This window comes from Komarekiella delphini-convector SJRDD-AB1, assembly GCF_014831675.1.
Classification (GTDB): domain Bacteria; phylum Cyanobacteriota; class Cyanobacteriia; order Cyanobacteriales; family Nostocaceae; genus Komarekiella.
Genome location: NZ_VJXY01000004.1, coordinates 106,597 through 122,752 on the forward strand (window position 1 = coordinate 106,597; position 16,156 = coordinate 122,752).

Below are 16,156 nucleotides of genomic sequence, written 5' to 3' on the forward strand. Positions count from 1 at the left end.
AACGAACTTTGTTAGTTGTCTAGTTCGTAAAAATTTAAGTATCTAACTAAGTAATTTTGCTAAGTTAGTTATCTATCAAACAATGACTACTTTTAACTTCTCTCAACCAAGACATACACAACAGCTTTGGCAGAAAATTTCATCATATTGGTCTCATTCCAATCGTCCCAAAGGGCAGCGATTTTTAGGTAGCGTTCAGATTAGCCAAAAAGCCACCGAGGAAGTTTTAGATATTGTAGGCTATAACTTGAGAAATCTAGATACATTGACTCATCATAAGTTGCATAAAAGATTCGATGAACCTGAACAAAATTGGCTAAAAATTATAACTTTTGCTCTATCAGAGTATGCCTACTATTATTCAAGTGTTGAAGAAAAGTTTTGGTATGGTTTTTGTCAAAAAGTAAATATTTTGTGTAATCAAAGCCTAGAAAATACGCTACGTCAGCTTGTATGTGAAGGATTTGACCTACTGGGTATTGTACAAGCTAAAGGAGGATATCGTTACGTATCAACCTTATGGTTACAGAGTGGTATTCCTCAGCAAAATCTCACTCATTTTTCTCAGTTAGTTCAGGAATTCTCAAATGAGTATGGATGGTGGGAAATTGCTCATAGTTCATGTGAAGATATTTCCGAAGAACTATTATCTTTTTGTCGAGAAAAGCATTCTCAATGGGGTACTCTGATTAACTTTCTCAAAGCTAGTTGCCCACAGAAGGAAAACGAGGAAGTTGAACCAATTTCTGGACAGTTACTTCAAGGTATTGCTATTGTTGCTGTTGAACTTGAACGTCAAGGAACGTTACCTGAAGAACTGAAAAATAACAACGAACGCGAAAAAATGCTGGGAAGCTATTACTTACCAAATAATTTTTTCTTGAGGGATTGGAACAGTTTAATTCAGGTCTTAACTCCTAAACAGCATCGTTTTGGTAATAGCCGTAAAATAATTAGTCGTCGCCAAAAGCCTTTATCTTTAGTTTTAGATACTGCTGACTCCTTAAATATACAACTAGTGCTGCCAGAGCAAAACCTTTGGAATAAGGGGTGGGACAACTTGGGTGGAACTTTCTGCCAGATTCCAGAAGCGACTTGGGAAGGTACTATACCTTCAAAACCAGGACTAATGATTCCCGAACAAGTTGTAGACATCAGGAATGTGGCTGAACTATGGAAATGGCAACTGTTAGATCACCGCAGTAAAGTCTTAACTGAATGGAAGCTTGAGGGCGTAGCCAGCAATTTTCCTTGTCTAATATTCGATGCTTGGACAGGCGATCGCATAAATTTAGACTCTGCTAATCCTAGCATTAGGGGAACCAAAGAGATTATTTTATTTGCCCCTAAAGGTGTCAGTCTAGACTTTGGTAATGGTATTGAAATCCTAGATAGTTGTGTACCATCTAGTGTCAGAGGCTGGCAGGGTCAACAGCTTACACTTACAACGAAAGAATCATCAATTTTCTTCATAGTAATTTCTTATGAAGAGATTACTACATTTCGCTCAATTAGCTGGAAACCTTCTTCTGACGAACAGCCAAGCTTAAGAGGACTGAAGCTGAAGGGTAAAAAATCTGTTTATCTAGAAATTCCCACCTTTTGGTATCCGCCCATTGAAAGAGAAATACCCTTAAATATTTCTATCGAAAATATCACCCATCAAAAAACAATTATTACTACAAGTGAAATACTACAGCCAAGCGAGAGATGGCAAGCAATTCCTCTTGATAAATGGATTACTGTACCAGGTAAATATGAAGCCCGCTTTTGGAATCAATCTTATCGCTGGTCATATAAATTTGAAATTCAATCAAACTATCAAATAACTGTAAACCCGGATAATAAGAATTTAAAGATTAGTTTAGTAAATCAATCTCCGGTAGATAAATTACCAATTTTCTGTGATTCTACTGATAAGTTCTGGGCAAAAGAAATCCAAATAGGAGGGCTTTTACCTCTAGAAACTATCAGTTTATATTTATACGATCAACAGGAAACTATATTTTCTCAATGTCAAGCAGATTCACTAGGGTATTTACACATAAACCTAGCATCTTTCTATAATTTATTATCTCCTAACTCTAATTGGTATGCTTTAGATTTCCAGAGGTTAGGTGAGGAACCGCAACGTTTAATAGAAACAGAAATTTCTCCCCTTGTAATTAGCTGTACTTGGGCGAATCAAGCAGTTCACCTATCTGGTTTATTATCTGGCGAAGTTGATTCCTTATCATGCTGGAATTTACTTTTACCTGAAAAACCCCCAGTAGAAATTAAAATTTCACCAGTTTCGTTAAATGAAGATAAAATTACTATTCTATTAGCATTGCCACCTGGAATTTATCACATTCAGCTAATAGGTTCACGTAAACTACGACACAACCTTGGTTGGTGGTGTGGTAGCAATCAAAATGATTTACCTGATGAAACTTTAGAAAATGAATATTTGGCAGATTACTGCTACACCATTCTGGATAATGAATCTGTTAGTGATTTTATGAAATCTGCCAATCAATATGATTATGACCCCTATTTATTGCAAACAGCTATTGATAGCCTAAAAAATTTACCATTTTATCTTCCAGAATGGTTACAGATTAATTCTCTTAGAGAGAAACTCCAAGCTCTTGTTGAAAATCTAAAAATCGAGTTGAAAAGTCAGGCAAGTACGCAAGAAGTAACAATATTAAAAGTAGCGAATACTGCCAATGTAGCAGCAACTCAAGAAAATTGGTTATTAATAAGGTTAAGAAATCCTAAAAAACGTAATTTTGTTTATAAACAAATAGAAGTAATGATGAACAAGAATCATCAATCAAAAGCAAATTTAAGTATTCATATTCCTCAATTATTTATTTTCAGCGATATTTTATTACTGGAATATAACAATATAAAAGATATTAAAATTTATCTACCTCAAGAATACGTTAAAGAAATAGAATATGTAACCTACAATGATGCTCAAAAAATCTTAAACAATTAAAATTATGTTAAATGAGAAAATTACTCGACTACTCAGTAATCACCGTCATTCCGATAATCGAACAATCCCACAACCTTTAACAAAGCATCAGATTATTTCGCTGTTAGTTTCAAGTCTTTCTCCTAACGAATCTCAAGAATATCTAACAGATACAATTCAAGATACCCTAAATGAATTGCAAGCAGAAGGGGAAGTGCTAGCAGGAAGACACAACCATTACTGTATGGCTCCTCCGATGGTTTTGGCTCAAAATAAAGAAGATTTGAGAAGTTTGTTATTTCGGGGCGATCGCGCTTATTTGACTCTGGCTCATCAAGTCCTAGAAAGTCAAAAAAACCCTCAAAATCCTTTGCTATTGCGCCCTAAAAGTAATCAATTTCATAGAATTAAAGACCGTCTAAGTCAAGCTGGTATTCGGTTGCTGACTATTTCAGATAGTATTGAAAATTTACTAATACCAAGAAGGCCCTTGAAATCGGAGTTGCGTTCTACTTGGCCGGAAGACCCTTTTTCTATCAAAAATTGGCAAAATGGAAGCTACATTCAGCGATACGTACCCTGTAATGAAGTGCAGAAAGAACGTTGGCGCAATCCGAGCCACGAGAGCATCAAAAACGAAGATATATTGCGCTTGCCCACAGGTGAATATCTCTGGTTTGAAGACCAAAATTTTTATGAATTAGAGCCAGATTTAGCTATTTTAGCTATGTTTTACCAGGATAAACAAATGGGATGTCCTTTAAAAATAATTTGGGATGAACCTCCTGGAAAGTTAAATTTGCAAGGTGTCTATCTTCCCAGTACCTATGCACGGTGGTTATGGCATATTTCTGAGCCTGGAGAAGAATACAGAACTCGAAATTTTCAATCAAAAAACTGGTTGCTTGTCAAAGAAGCATTTAAACGTTTAGGAGCTAAATTAGTATGACTAAATATCTAGATCCAATTGCAGCAGTTGAACAACCCCGTGCTGACTTTATTCGCTATTTACTTACAGCTTACCCCCTACGTGACCCCCATCTCCGCTACGGTTTTAAGCAATTATTAGAGCAACCTGGAAACCTTTGGCAACATCCTTATCTCGAAGGTTCCCAGCCGTATAAATCAAGTCTGAGTATCAATGATTTGGTCGAACAAGGGGTTTTACACCCTGATATGGCAACACTATTTATACCTAGTAGCCGTCGTTTGTACGAACATCAAGAAAAAGCTATCCGCGCAGTTGTAGAACAACAGCAAAATATAGTCGTTGCAACTGGTACAGGTTCGGGAAAAACTGAGTGTTTTCTGACACCCATGCTCGATATGCTGCTGAAAGAAGGAGATAATTTATCGCTTGCTGGAGTGCGGGTGCTAATTTTATACCCGATGAACGCTCTGGTAAATGACCAAGTTAAACGTCTGCGGCAATTATTATGTCGCCAAAAGACGACAACCAAAATTAAATTCGGATTCTACACCAGTCGCACCGAAAAAGACAGAGGTAAAGCAATAGAGTCATTAAGAGAAGAATTCGCGGCTTACGATCCAGAGGAACTGCGGCAATTATTTACCTCGGCTGAAATAGAATCTATAAAAGATGAGGAATTAATTGATAAAGCTATTGAGAAAACTAGCCGAGTGCAATTACTCTCAAGAGAAGAAATGTGGGAAGCACCACCCCATATTTTAATTACCAACTACTCCATGCTGGAGCATATGTTGATTCGACCCAAGGAGCGAGAAAAAATTTTTGAGGCTTCAGTAAATACTTTCAAAATGTTAGTAGTAGATGAAGCTCACACCTATGATGGTGCTAAGGGTAGCGAAGTTTCCATGCTGTTGGAGCGTTTTAAAGCTTCTATAGGTGTGGAAGAAAAAGGTAAAATTCGCTGCATTGCTACCAGTGCTAGCTTAGGAAATGCTTCGGTTGATGATAAAGTTCTTGCATTTGCAGGAGAGTTTTTTGGTGAAACTTTTAGTCAAGTAATTCGTGGTCAGCGTCTCAATGCCAAAGACCGATTAGGCAACCCTTATACCCTACCTGCTGCACTTACTAATGAAGAAATTCTACAATATTTAAGTATTATCGAATTACCACAACAAGGTTCTCCAATTAGTTCTTGGTTTGACCCACTGAGTGCTATTGTCCCCGAACAACAACTAAAAATAGCTGAATCGCAAGCTGATAATGATATTCACAAATTTCTCTGGTTTGCTCTCAAGGGACATCCTTTAATACATCGACTGATTAATATACTTTGCCGCGAACCTAAACCTTGGGAAGAAATAGTTCGCTCTCCAGAATTATGGGGTGTCAATCTGCCAATTAAATTAGATGGTAGCGTTGATGATACAGATGCAGAAGTTGCGTTAGCTCATTTGCTGCAAATAGGCACTCTCGCTCGTGCAAATCCAGATGATTTACCTTTACTTCCTGTGAGATTGCATCTTTTATTTCGCAGTTTAGAGGGACTTTATGCCTGTATTAATCCCAAATGTTCGGGAGCAGCGCACGACCCGCTTTATTCAGAGCGTGAAGCACGGTATGGGCAACTTTATTTGAATGAGAAAAAAACTTGTGAATGCTGTAACTCCCCTGTATTAGAATTGGGTAGTTGTTCTCAATGCGGTCAGGGTTATGTATTTACTCAACGCCAAGATTCGGGAGAACTAGAATCTCTACCCAGATCAATTCAAGGATTAAAGGATAATCCCAAGATTTACACTTTGACTTCTGGTAATTTAGACAGTGTAACAGAAGAAGAGGAAATGGGTGAAGATGAAGAGGAACAAGAATCAACAATCATAAAAAGTTTTAAATTTGAACTTCAGAAGCATGGCTGGATTGGTAAAGTTTCAGATGAAGCGTTTACAAACAAAGTAACAGCACAAAATGAATTTACTTTAGCATGGCATCGCAAAAAAAATGATAAAGATGAAGGTGGTTGTTATTTAAACAGATGTGCTGCTTGTGGTGCTGGAACTGGGCGCACTACTTTAGCAATCAATCGATTCGTGACTTATACAGATGGGCCATTAGAGGCGATGCTTGATAGTCTCTTTGAACTATTACCCGAAACAGAAAAGACTGATAAAAACTCTTCAAAGCGGAAATTACTTACCTTTTCCGATGGTCGTCAAGATGCAGCATTTTTCGCCTCAGACTACCAACGTACCCATACCGAAATGCTGTACCGCCAGATGCTTTGGCAAGCATTTCATCAGGTAAAAAATGCTGAAGGCATTACATCTGTTAATCAAGTAATTAACCAACTGAAAGCAAAATTTTTAGAATTTTATATTCCTCATCCTGACCGAAAATCTGATGCAAATTATAAAAGTTATCGTCCTAACGATCCAGAGGAAGAACCTAAAGATAGAAAAAATAAAATAGATGCAGAAGATTTAGCTCAAAAACGAGCTAAGGAAATATTACTTAGAGAATTTGCTCTCATTTTGAACCGTCGTTCAACCTTAGAAGCGTTTGCATTACTAACTTGCCATATCGATTTAGATGAACGCTTGATTGAACTGGTAGCGGGTCATTTTGGAATCACAAACGATGAAGCAAGGATTTTTTTAACAGTCCTTACAGATATTATTCGTCGTGCAGGAATTGTCAGCATTGAAAATTCATCTTATTATTTCCCAGAAACTGGAGGAGATAGCCGTCGTCCCGAAATGGTAGATGCTCAGGGTAAATCCAAGAACTATTTATTTTTGAAGGATAAATTAGATGATGAAATCAAGAAATTTAAAGATTCAATTTCATTTATACCCTGGAAAAATGGGAAATTAAGAAAGCCATTAAATCGGCTAGGTTGGTACTTATCACAAATATTTGGTGAAGAAAACATTCCCAGTAAAGAGGATTTTTTCTGGCTCTCCCGTCAGCTTCAAGATTTTGGCTTACTTGTTCCAGCTAAAAAGGAATATCAACTTAACTGGGGACAGTTAAATATTATTCAAACACAGGAAGATTGGTATCAGTGCAATTGCTGCCAGCAGGTTTTTCATGTTCCAGGTTTATCAAAAATCACAAAGGCCAAACTTAACGTTCAAAAATGTTCAGCTTATCAGTGTAAAGGTACTCTTGAACCTTACACACCTGAAAAAATTGAACAAACTGTTGCTGAACATTACCAGCAATATTTAATTACAAAACGCTCACCTTTACCACTGCGATCGCAAGAACATACAGCACAGCTAGGTGTTGCAGAACTAGAAAAACGCGAAAATCGTTTTCGCCAAGGTCGCATCAATATGCTCAGTTGTTCGACAACCTTAGAAATGGGTGTAGATATTGGTGAGTTGCAAGCGGTGGTTCTTCGCAATTTCCCTCCCCATGTTAGCAACTACCAGCAACGAGCCGGACGCGCTGGACGACGCACAGATGGTGTAGCTATTACTTTAATGTACGGTCAACGCCGTCCCCACGACCGCTTTTATTTTGAGCAACCAAAAGAGCTAATTGCTGGTAGCAATCAAATCCCCAAGCTTGATTCTGGTAACTTTCAAATTCAGCAGCGCCACATTCATGCTGAGTTACTAGCTGCATTTTTACGAGAAAATTGGAATCTCAGTGCAGAAGAAATAAAAATAGCAGAGTTTTTGGATTTACCACTAGAAAATCCTGCTTCCTCTGAAAATTTCACTCCTGCTGCTGAAGCCAAGATTTGTAAGTTACAACAATGGCTAAATAGCGATGAAGCAGCACAGCTAGCTGTGCAGTGGCTAACTCGGTTAGGTAGCTTTGAAAGTCAAGCAGCTATAGTGCTGAAAGGCTTTAAAGATGGGATTGAAGATTTTCAAGAGCAGCAACTTCAAGATTGGAATAGTTTAGCGGAAGATATGCTTGAACTACGAAACCGCATTACCGATCCATCTGAAACAAAAAATTTAGAGAAAATAGCCAGACTTATTGCTGGGACAAAGCGCGAACTTGATAAAATTGGCTCTCGTCGCCTACACAACGAACTAGCGCAAGCCAGTATCCTACCAATTTATGGTTTTCCTATTGACGTAGTTCGCCTTTTGACCGGGGAAAGCAATGAGTATAATTCGGCACAAGGAAAACATCGACTAGAACGCGATCGCCGACTTGCTCTTGGTGAATATGCTCCAGACCAAGAAATAATAGTAGATGACCGAATGTACAAAAGTGTTGGCATTCTCAAACCAACAGAATTAGAACAAAAGTTCTATTGGGTTTGCCAAAATTGTAATCATTTTTTAGATGCTAATACGGGAGATGAACTAGTAGAATCTTGTCCCGTCTGCCGTGATGAGCCATCCTCACCTGCGGCTAAAAAAATGAAACTTTACAAGGTTCCCAAAGCATTTACAACTGATTGGGAAAAGCTTCCAGAAGTCACCCCCTATATCAAACCGCAGCGTCAACCAGTATCTCAGATTTTCTTAATAAATGATGGGGATTTACCAGAAACCTTACCACCACAATTGGGTTTGTATACTCTTACTGTTAGCAAAGGTGGAAATTTATTTTTAGCTAATCAAGGTTCCTATGGTAAAGATAAAGGGTTTGATAGAAAAGGATTTGCAATTTGTACTACCTGTGGACGCGATTTGAGCGATTTATTACCCAAAGGAGAAACGAAAAAAAGCCGAGGTAAAAAAGGAGCCAATAAAAACTCTGCAACTAGCCAACAATCATCGCAAATTCCTCATACTCATCCCAGAACAGGAAAACCATGTTCTGGCCGCTATACATTGATGCATTTGGGACATGAATTTTGTAGCGATTTACTAAAAATTGTCTTTGACTCCAAAACTGAACCCACACCCCTGTTCGGCGAAGACGGAGAACGCGAAGATGACGGCGAAATTTTTACCAATACAAAAAATCGCAACCGAGGTTTAGAATTTTGGCGTTCTCTTACCTATGCATTGTTAGCAGCAGCAGCCCAAGTAATTGACGTACCGCGTACAGAATTAGATGGGCTGTTTACGCCTCGTTCGGACAAACGCGCTAACATTATTATTTATGACAATGTGCCTGGAGGGGCAGGATACAGCCGTCGCGTTGCCGAACGCTTTGATGAAGTTTTAAAGACAGCATTAAAAATAGTTTCATCATGCAACTGTGCAACTAGTTGTTATGACTGTTTGCAAACTTACTCAAATCAGCCATTTCACAACCAATTTAACCGTCATTTAGTGGCAAATTTTCTTAGACCGATAGTTGAGCAAGTCAGTCCAGATGAAGAATTACAAAAATTTGCTCCCAACTCTAACAGAATAAGTTTGTCTCTCATCGCAGATATCTTACCAGCAGTTTGCCGAGCAGCTGCACCAGATACTTTAATTTATTTACCCAAATTAACCGATGAGTTTGGTTTAAATAAAGGTTCAAATTTGCCTTGGTTAAATCTGCTTACAGATGCAGTTTACTCTATGAGACCGATTAATAAACCAGTTGAATTAATAGTAAACCATTTGCCAGACCCGAATACACTTTTAGATGCTTCTTTAGATCAACGAAATCACCTCAAGGTTTGGCGAAAACGCTTACAACAGTTGATAGACCAAGGTTTAGTAAAACTTTACCAGGCTTGTGCTGAAAATTTACATCAGGATGTCCCAACTCTCTGTTTCAATAGCAACCAAAGTAATCGTATTGCACTGTCATTGCAGCAATTCTCAAACAATGAACCATCAACATGGTTTCAAACCCGAAGCCCAGAAGGTGTTAAAACAGTTTTTAGTCGGTTAGAAAAATTACGCCAGAAAGCAAGACTTGTTCAAGCATCTGAGTTAGAAGATATAAACACTACCGTAATCTTCTTAAACCCTTCTGAGAAGGAATGGCGCGGCGACTTCAGCATGTCAGAACTTAGAAATAAACTAAGATTAGAGGCTGCTTTATCTGGAAGCGAGGTGACGAAAGTTGTGTATCGCGATCGCTATCTGAGGGAAGAAGGGGCTTCCATTTTAGTTGAATTATTAAAATGGGGTGGATTTGATACTCAATCTCATGTAGAAATTCTCACAACTGAAGATAAGGACGCTAAGAACGCTTTTACCATAGAGAAAGAGCTTAAAAAAATATTTGTTCAACTCCAACCGAATGAAAATAATTTGTTGGTTCGAGTTAAACGCTCAGTTGATTTCAAACAATGGAGTCACCTTATTCCTCACGGTCGCGTTCTGGAAATCTACCGACAAGACGGACTGCATTATCAAGTGATTTTTGACATCGGGATGACCTTTTTAGCAAGAGAGCGCGGGAAATATCGTGTTAAATTTACTACTTATGTAGTAGTTGAGAAAACCATTTAAAATTTGAGGATGGCGAAGAATTGGCGTTGCACAATACGGGATTTCCAAATAAAAAAATATCCCATCGCTCTGAAGGCAAGGGAGCAGGGGGAGGGAAAGTTGTAGTGAAGTCCAGAAATTGGATAATTTATTTTTTGGAGTTCCCTAGAGGGCTGTTTAGAACTCTGTATTATCCGTCAAATTCACTCCTCAATCCAGAAAACCTCTAGCTCAATTCATTGGGGCTTATTTTTGGTCAATACAATTGTTTTATGATCAATTTCAAAAACCCTCAGTATTTTCTGCTCCCACACCACCAGAGCCTTCCCCAAAAAGCCAGTCGCTATCAGTGTCGGAATTTCCTTCGCCATCCACCTCTACTTCGCTATCGGATGGCGACTGCCGCAAGTTGTTTAGACGTTGCCAGTCAACTGCAACAACTTTAGACATCAATTAAAAATATAATTTTTAAGCGCGAGCTTCTTCCCACGAGAAGAATAATTGAGAATGTATCGCTAAGATGCAGAAACCACCCATGCCCAAAAACTGGATTATTAAAGTAGACAACTATTTCCATGCAAACCCCAATTGCATCATCGCCACCGCCTATGTGGGCACGTTTCCCACAAACCTACCCCTAGAACCCAACATCCGAGAACCTAACCGCAAAAGTGCAACCTACAGACAAATCTTCGACTCACTGACGACTCAACCAGAAAAATTCTTCTCTCGTCACAGTGGAATCGTTCTGTCAGCGAATAAAGTTAAACCTAGCAAAAACAAAACTGAACTGGAGCTAGAAGTCTTAGAAGCTAGCGAGGGAGGTAGCGATGGCATTATCAATGGAGGTCACACAGTTTTAGCGTTTGAGCAAGCTAAAAATTACAAATATGACCTAACTCAAGCCAGAGTCAAAGTTACCATTCACATTGGCCTCCAGGAAGAGGAGGCTAAAGATATAGCCCTCGCATCCAATACTACAACACCAGTAGATTCTCGCTCCAAAGTGAACGCCAGGGGAGATTACAAATTTATCAAGCAGTATTTAGCACAGTTAGAAAGAGCAGAAGATAGAAAATTTAGAATAGCCTATTACCAAAACCAAAGCGGCGCTCCTAGAAATGCCCAGTGTAATGTTAACCACTTGTTCAAGCTGATCAACTGCCTCGACAGAAATAGATACAACCCTGACGGCAATAAACGAAGCAAGCACCCTACAGGTACGAACACCCCAAGCCAAATCACAGACACTGAGAGGGAAAGATTAACTCTTCTATTGCCTCTACTTCCCAAAGCTCTGTGGATAGAGCAAAGACTGTACGAAATCATCCAAGAACATATCAGCAACCCCAGAAGAAAGGGTGTCAACGACTTAGCATCAATCGATACACGCAAAACTACCCTTCTCCCCGACAGCAAGTACTCGTTTGGGTTTGGTGCGCCAACTGACCTCGCACTACCCATAATTGCATCCTATCGGGTATTCCTAGACCAAGACTATAACTGGATTATTCCTTTTGACGAATTCGCCGAAAACTTTCTCCAACACCTGTGGGTTAACTATTACCGTAAATACTTGATATCGGAGAAAACAGCAGGAAATACAGTGGGGACTAAAATTTGTCGCAACTCAGAAATTTGGGAAAGTCTGTACATTTCGGCCCAAAGTTATCTCAATCAGCACTTGGTGAAAATTGTCAACTCCAGCAAGCATGAAGAATTAACGCTGACACCAAGCTAAAATGTCCACTTAACAATTAATTGTCATCTAAAAAGAGATTATGGGCATTTTCTAGAATGCCAGTCTCTAAGCAAAGCCTAATTGTGTTGCGATCGCCCACCGTAGGCACTTTGTGCCATCGCAGCGCAAGGGATTTTCAAAATACACAAAATACAGGTTCTGTGGGTTGGCAATTACCGTCTACCCCTAAAACCTGTAGCCTTTACTAGAAAAGGATTTCCGAATTTCAATAACACATTAGACTTGACACGATGGATTTTACGGCGTAACAAGGTAGGTAAATTGCGCTTTCACGAGAATTATCTGCACTTTATTGGTGCGATGACCTCCGACCGACCGACCGGAGGTCATCGCCTACGGCGGGCGGTTACGCCATCGCTCTTAAGGCGGGGCGTAAGCCCATCGCATCAATAAACAGTTGCTCCCGTTCAGATGCTGCGGCTTGGGAAGAAGCTAACAGCACCAGCTTCCGGAACAAACACAGGCGGTGAATTAATTTCAGAATGTCTATTCCAAGAGTAGTTTTAGATACTAAGCCTGATGAACACCCTTGCTCTTGAGTATCAGAAAACCGACTCGTGCGTTCACACAAGTTAACATTTCAATTAATTTGGCAAAACCCTTTTTGTTAGTAGTGAGTAGAGTAGCAAGGGGGAGTAGAATGAGACTAAAAATGTCTGGGAACAAACGTTATCGGACATTTTTTTCGGGCGGATAAACCCGCTTTATCCCGCGTATTATTTTGAGGCTGTGTGATGACGTTATCACGTACAGACGCAGGTGTAGATACAGAAGAATTAGGGGTGGCGATCGCTCAGTTATCACCGGAACAACTAGCGGTGATCAAAGCAACAGTCGAAGCGGTGGTACAGGCAACTGGCACACCCAAAATCACTGGGGCGGAAACTACCAGCGAACTGTTTTCTAGTTGGCTCACCAGTAGGGAGTCAGAGCAAACTGTACGGGCATACCGAAATGACGTGATGCACTTTGTTCAGTGGCGACTGGGCATTGACTATCCAGACTTAGATAATTTAAACCTGCACACCATCACTAAAGAAGATGTGGACAATTACAAAGCCCACCTACTTAAAAAAGAGAAAACAGGGGAAATTGCTCGTGCTTCCGTCCGCCGCCGCCTTGCTTCACTTAAAAGCTTTCTGCGCTACGCTTGCGATGTAGGCTACTTGCGGGCCAATCCTGCAATGTTGTTGAAAGTACCTCCGGAACGCAAAAAGATTAAGGAGCGCACCCTGACTGAGACTGAGATTGAAATCCTATTCGATGCAGCTGCACAAGTTGTAGAACAAGCCCCCACTCCTCACAAAAAGATACAAGCGCAACGCAACCAACTAATTCTGGAGCTTTTTTACTACGGTGCTATTCGGGTAGGTGAGAGTGGTTTAACCTGGGCTACCATGCATTCAAATCAGTCTGGGCTACCTTACATCAAAGTGGTAGGCAAAGGAGACAAGGAGCGCGATGTTCCCATACCGATAGAACTTTACCAATACCTTTTGGCTAATCGACAACATGCTCCCAACAAAACCGAGCCGCTTTTCACAAGCCAAAAAACGGGTGAACCCATTTGCGATCGCCACATCCGCCGCATCATCAAATCCATTGCCGAAGTAGCAGGGTTAAGTCGCATCCCCTCCCCACACTGGTTACGGCACAGCCACGCTACCCATGCTGCTAAAAACACGCCTATTCACATCATCACCAAAACGCTGGGACACTCGTCAGGGAAAATCACGATAGACAACTATCTACACGTGGGTGAAGATGAAGCTAGCTCTCTTAACCTCAAACGATATCGCTGAGGCTTTGAGACATGCCCCGATTAGAAATTAGCGGCGAGCCACGTAGCCCATTGAGCCACTACCCCAGAAATGTGAACGCTTTGCGTCACCTGAGCGGATGATACAGTTCGTCAAGAGCATTCCATTCCCAACCCACGCTCATTGGATCGCGGTTACGTGACCAACTCAAAAATTCTTTGGCGCTGAGTTTTTCTCTTTCAGCAATCAGGCTTTGGGGGCTAACACCGAGTCTTGGAGCAAGACTTTCGTTTGTCCTGGGTTGTAATTCAACTTGTGTTTGTTGGTACGGGTGCACTTGTCTTCGCGGTTTGTTGTTGCCCAATCTCCCAGAGGCGATCGCCCGTTCGATTAGCTCCAGCTTTTTGGTGATAGCTTCAAGTTTTGTTTCCACCGAGGAGCCTTGATCTGCAAGATGGGATTCCAGTTTCTCCAGCTTTTTCTCTAGCTGTTTGACTGATTTACTGCCTACCGTTACATCGATATCATTATTGATATCAAATTTTATTAGTAATTCCTCTAAGGCTTGCAGCAAGGCAATTGTATGCCCTTGCCTGTGTAGTTTTGATAGTCGCCGAACCACCTTAATTAGTGGAACGGGCACACGAATCATCTCGCTTGGTGGGGACTTTTGGTCAGGCATTTGATATCATTTTTGATATCGACATATTGATTGTAAAAGGTTTGGCGCAAAGCTATAATTTATTGAGTATAAAATGTGTCTATTTTTTGAAAGATTGTTACATTTAGACACAATCTGCTGTAGAGGAATAAAAAAGTTCAACAATAAATAATAAAGTCCAACAATTTCTGTTAGGTGCTTTACCCCGCTCCAGGCATCCGTCCATAAATCGCTCGCTTGCCTGTACATCGCGCCCACGCTACGTTATTACTAGAGCGATCGCTTCTCAAAACAACTGATTTTCATAGCGTTGAGGTTAGCATCAGTTCCAAGCGCGTACAATTTTTCCGTTTTGGCACAGTGATGCCAATTGGGATTTCACTACACCGTTTGACCGCCATCAACGACCAAGGCGTGCCCGACAACGAAGGAAGACGCATCCGAACACAGCCAGACCACAGCATTGGCGATCTCTTCGGGCTGTCCCATCCTTCCAATCGGTTCCTCTGAGATTACCTGTTCTCGTCCTTCAGGAGTGCCGCCGGTGAAGCGATCCATCATCGACGTGTCGATATAACCAGGACAGACGGCGTTGATGCGGATGTTCTGCGAGGCGTAGTCGAGAGCCGCCGACTTGGTGAGTCCGATCAAGCCGTGTTTTGCGGCGGTGTATGCGGCTCCGCCCTTGATGCCTATGACCCCAGCGCCCGATGATGTGTTCACGATCGCGCCGCCCCCTTGCTTGAGTAGCAGCGGAATTTCATACTTCATGCACAGAAAAACGCCGCGCAGGTTAATGTTGACGATCCGATCCCACTCTGACTCTTCGATTTGGGCTGTTGCTGCATTCTTCTGCTCCACACCGGCGTTGTTAAAGGCAAAGTCCAGCCGCCCGAAGGTTTCGATGGTCTTGGAAAGAGCCGCCTTCACGTCCTCGCTTCGCGTCACATCGCACTTGACGGCGATCGCTCGTCCCCCGAGTTGTTCGATCATGCGCGCCGTTTCTTGATTGCCCTGTTCCGAAACGTCGGCGACTACCACATGAGCGCCTTTACGGGCAAACGCCAGCGCCGTAGCTCGACCGATGCCGTTCGCTGCTCCGGTTACAAACGCAACCTTTCCCATATAGTTTCCATTCTCGTTCGTTGTCATTTTTTAACTCCTAACTTTTATTCCAATCAAGATTTCTGAAAGCCGTCATTTCGCGTCAGCTTTATATTCCTCGTCCGTCACAGGCTTGAGCCAATTCACCTGACTGTCGCCTTTGTAGTTGGTAATTACAACGTGCGTCATCGGAGATTCGGGTGATGCGCCGTGCCAGTGTTCAATGTCGGGATTGCAAAGAATTACATCGCCTTTGTTAATCGTTTTGATGGGTTTGCCTCTTTCTTGATAAAGCCCTTTGCCCATCGTCACGAGTATAGTTTGTCCTGCCGGATGGTTGTGCCAGTTTGCCCGTGCGCCCGGCTCGAAGGTCACACTGGCGATTGAAAAATTATTGTTTTCGGTTTTTGGAGCGAGTGGCTGCACATAAACCGTTCCCGTAAAAGTTTCCGCCGGGGCTTTTTCGCCCTTCGGAAAAATCGTGTTTTCAGTTTTATTTTCCGCCTTTTCTATTTTTGTTTGCTCCGTATTAGCCGATTGCTGATTGCTGCATCCAACGGCTAAAAAAAGTGCCACGCATAATATCAATCCGATTGTTATATTTTTCATAATTTTATTCTCCC

Annotated in this window: 11 protein-coding genes; 6 read left to right on the top strand and 5 right to left on the bottom strand. The window is 41.1% G+C overall.

Annotated elements, in window-relative coordinates; all coding sequences use genetic code 11:
* Window positions 1-82 precede the first annotated feature (82 nt).
* The 3 genes from FNW02_RS05650 to FNW02_RS05660 are packed head-to-tail and all read left to right on the top strand — an operon-like array spanning window position 83 to window position 10,267.
* Entirely contained in the window at window positions 83-2,986 is a 2,904-nt protein-coding gene (locus FNW02_RS05650) for a chromosome partitioning protein ParA (RefSeq protein WP_191756582.1), read from the top strand.
* A 4-nt stretch (window positions 2,987-2,990) separates the two neighbouring features.
* A complete protein-coding gene (locus FNW02_RS05655) occupies window positions 2,991-3,914 on the top strand; it encodes a hypothetical protein (protein WP_191756583.1) in 924 nt (307 codons plus the stop codon).
* Window positions 3,911-10,267 carry a DEAD/DEAH box helicase gene (locus tag FNW02_RS05660; protein WP_191756584.1) on the top strand — a complete coding sequence of 2,119 codons (6,357 nt, stop codon included), beginning with the start codon at window positions 3,911-3,913 and terminating at the stop codon, window positions 10,265-10,267. The genes FNW02_RS05655 and FNW02_RS05660 overlap by 4 nt, the downstream gene beginning before the upstream one ends.
* Window positions 10,268-10,528: 261 nt before the next feature.
* Here FNW02_RS05660 and FNW02_RS05665 read toward each other — a convergent pair whose 3' ends face one another.
* Entirely contained in the window at window positions 10,529-10,696 is a 168-nt protein-coding gene (locus FNW02_RS05665; protein WP_191756717.1) for a hypothetical protein, read from the bottom strand.
* An 85-nt stretch (window positions 10,697-10,781) separates the two neighbouring features.
* On the opposite strand from FNW02_RS05665, the gene FNW02_RS05670 reads away from it, so the two are divergent.
* Both FNW02_RS05670 and FNW02_RS05675 read left to right on the top strand, forming a co-directional pair.
* Window positions 10,782-11,987, top strand: a complete 1,206-nt coding sequence (locus FNW02_RS05670) for an AIPR family protein (protein WP_191756707.1) — start codon at window positions 10,782-10,784, stop codon at window positions 11,985-11,987.
* Between the two features lie 56 nt (window positions 11,988-12,043).
* Window positions 12,044-12,196, top strand: a complete 153-nt coding sequence (locus FNW02_RS05675) for a hypothetical protein (RefSeq protein WP_191756585.1) — start codon at window positions 12,044-12,046, stop codon at window positions 12,194-12,196.
* 158 nt (window positions 12,197-12,354) lie between these two features.
* Here FNW02_RS05675 and FNW02_RS05680 read toward each other — a convergent pair whose 3' ends face one another.
* Window positions 12,355-12,579, bottom strand: coding sequence for a hypothetical protein (locus FNW02_RS05680; protein ID WP_191756586.1), 225 nt, complete (start codon window positions 12,577-12,579; stop codon window positions 12,355-12,357).
* A 163-nt stretch (window positions 12,580-12,742) separates the two neighbouring features.
* Between FNW02_RS05680 and FNW02_RS05685 the strand changes: the two genes are divergently transcribed.
* On the top strand, window positions 12,743-13,810 hold the full coding sequence (locus FNW02_RS05685) for a tyrosine-type recombinase/integrase (RefSeq protein WP_191756587.1): 1,068 nt from the start codon (window positions 12,743-12,745) through the stop codon (window positions 13,808-13,810).
* Between the two features lie 85 nt (window positions 13,811-13,895).
* On the opposite strand, the gene FNW02_RS05690 is transcribed toward FNW02_RS05685, so the two are convergent.
* The 3 genes from FNW02_RS05690 to FNW02_RS05700 all read right to left on the bottom strand — a co-directional run bounded on the left by FNW02_RS05690 (window position 13,896) and on the right by FNW02_RS05700 (window position 16,142).
* Complete coding sequence (locus FNW02_RS05690; RefSeq protein ID WP_191756588.1) at window positions 13,896-14,450, bottom strand: hypothetical protein; 555 nt, start codon at window positions 14,448-14,450, stop codon at window positions 13,896-13,898.
* Window positions 14,451-14,810: 360 nt separating this feature from the next.
* Window positions 14,811-15,581 carry an SDR family oxidoreductase gene (locus FNW02_RS05695; protein ID WP_191756589.1) on the bottom strand — a complete coding sequence of 257 codons (771 nt, stop codon included), beginning with the start codon at window positions 15,579-15,581 and terminating at the stop codon, window positions 14,811-14,813.
* A 45-nt stretch (window positions 15,582-15,626) separates the two neighbouring features.
* Window positions 15,627-16,142 (bottom strand): (R)-mandelonitrile lyase, encoded by a 516-nt coding sequence (locus tag FNW02_RS05700; protein ID WP_191756590.1) that lies wholly within the window; start codon window positions 16,140-16,142, stop codon window positions 15,627-15,629.
* Window positions 16,143-16,156: the final 14 nt, after the last annotated feature.

Coding starts and splice junctions, on each gene's coding strand:
- FNW02_RS05675 (WP_191756585.1), top strand. CDS start 12,044: ATGCCAGTCTCTAAGCAAAGCCTAATTGTGTTGCGATCGCCCACCGTA.
- FNW02_RS05695 (WP_191756589.1), bottom strand. CDS start 15,581: ATGACAACGAACGAGAATGGAAACTATATGGGAAAGGTTGCGTTTGTA.
- FNW02_RS05700 (WP_191756590.1), bottom strand. CDS start 16,142: ATGAAAAATATAACAATCGGATTGATATTATGCGTGGCACTTTTTTTA.
- FNW02_RS05655 (WP_191756583.1), top strand. CDS start 2,991: ATGTTAAATGAGAAAATTACTCGACTACTCAGTAATCACCGTCATTCC.
- FNW02_RS05685 (WP_191756587.1), top strand. CDS start 12,743: ATGACGTTATCACGTACAGACGCAGGTGTAGATACAGAAGAATTAGGG.
- FNW02_RS05670 (WP_191756707.1), top strand. CDS start 10,782: ATGCCCAAAAACTGGATTATTAAAGTAGACAACTATTTCCATGCAAAC.
- FNW02_RS05660 (WP_191756584.1), top strand. CDS start 3,911: ATGACTAAATATCTAGATCCAATTGCAGCAGTTGAACAACCCCGTGCT.
- FNW02_RS05650 (WP_191756582.1), top strand. CDS start 83: ATGACTACTTTTAACTTCTCTCAACCAAGACATACACAACAGCTTTGG.
- FNW02_RS05665 (WP_191756717.1), bottom strand. CDS start 10,696: ATGTCTAAAGTTGTTGCAGTTGACTGGCAACGTCTAAACAACTTGCGG.
- FNW02_RS05690 (WP_191756588.1), bottom strand. CDS start 14,450: ATGCCTGACCAAAAGTCCCCACCAAGCGAGATGATTCGTGTGCCCGTT.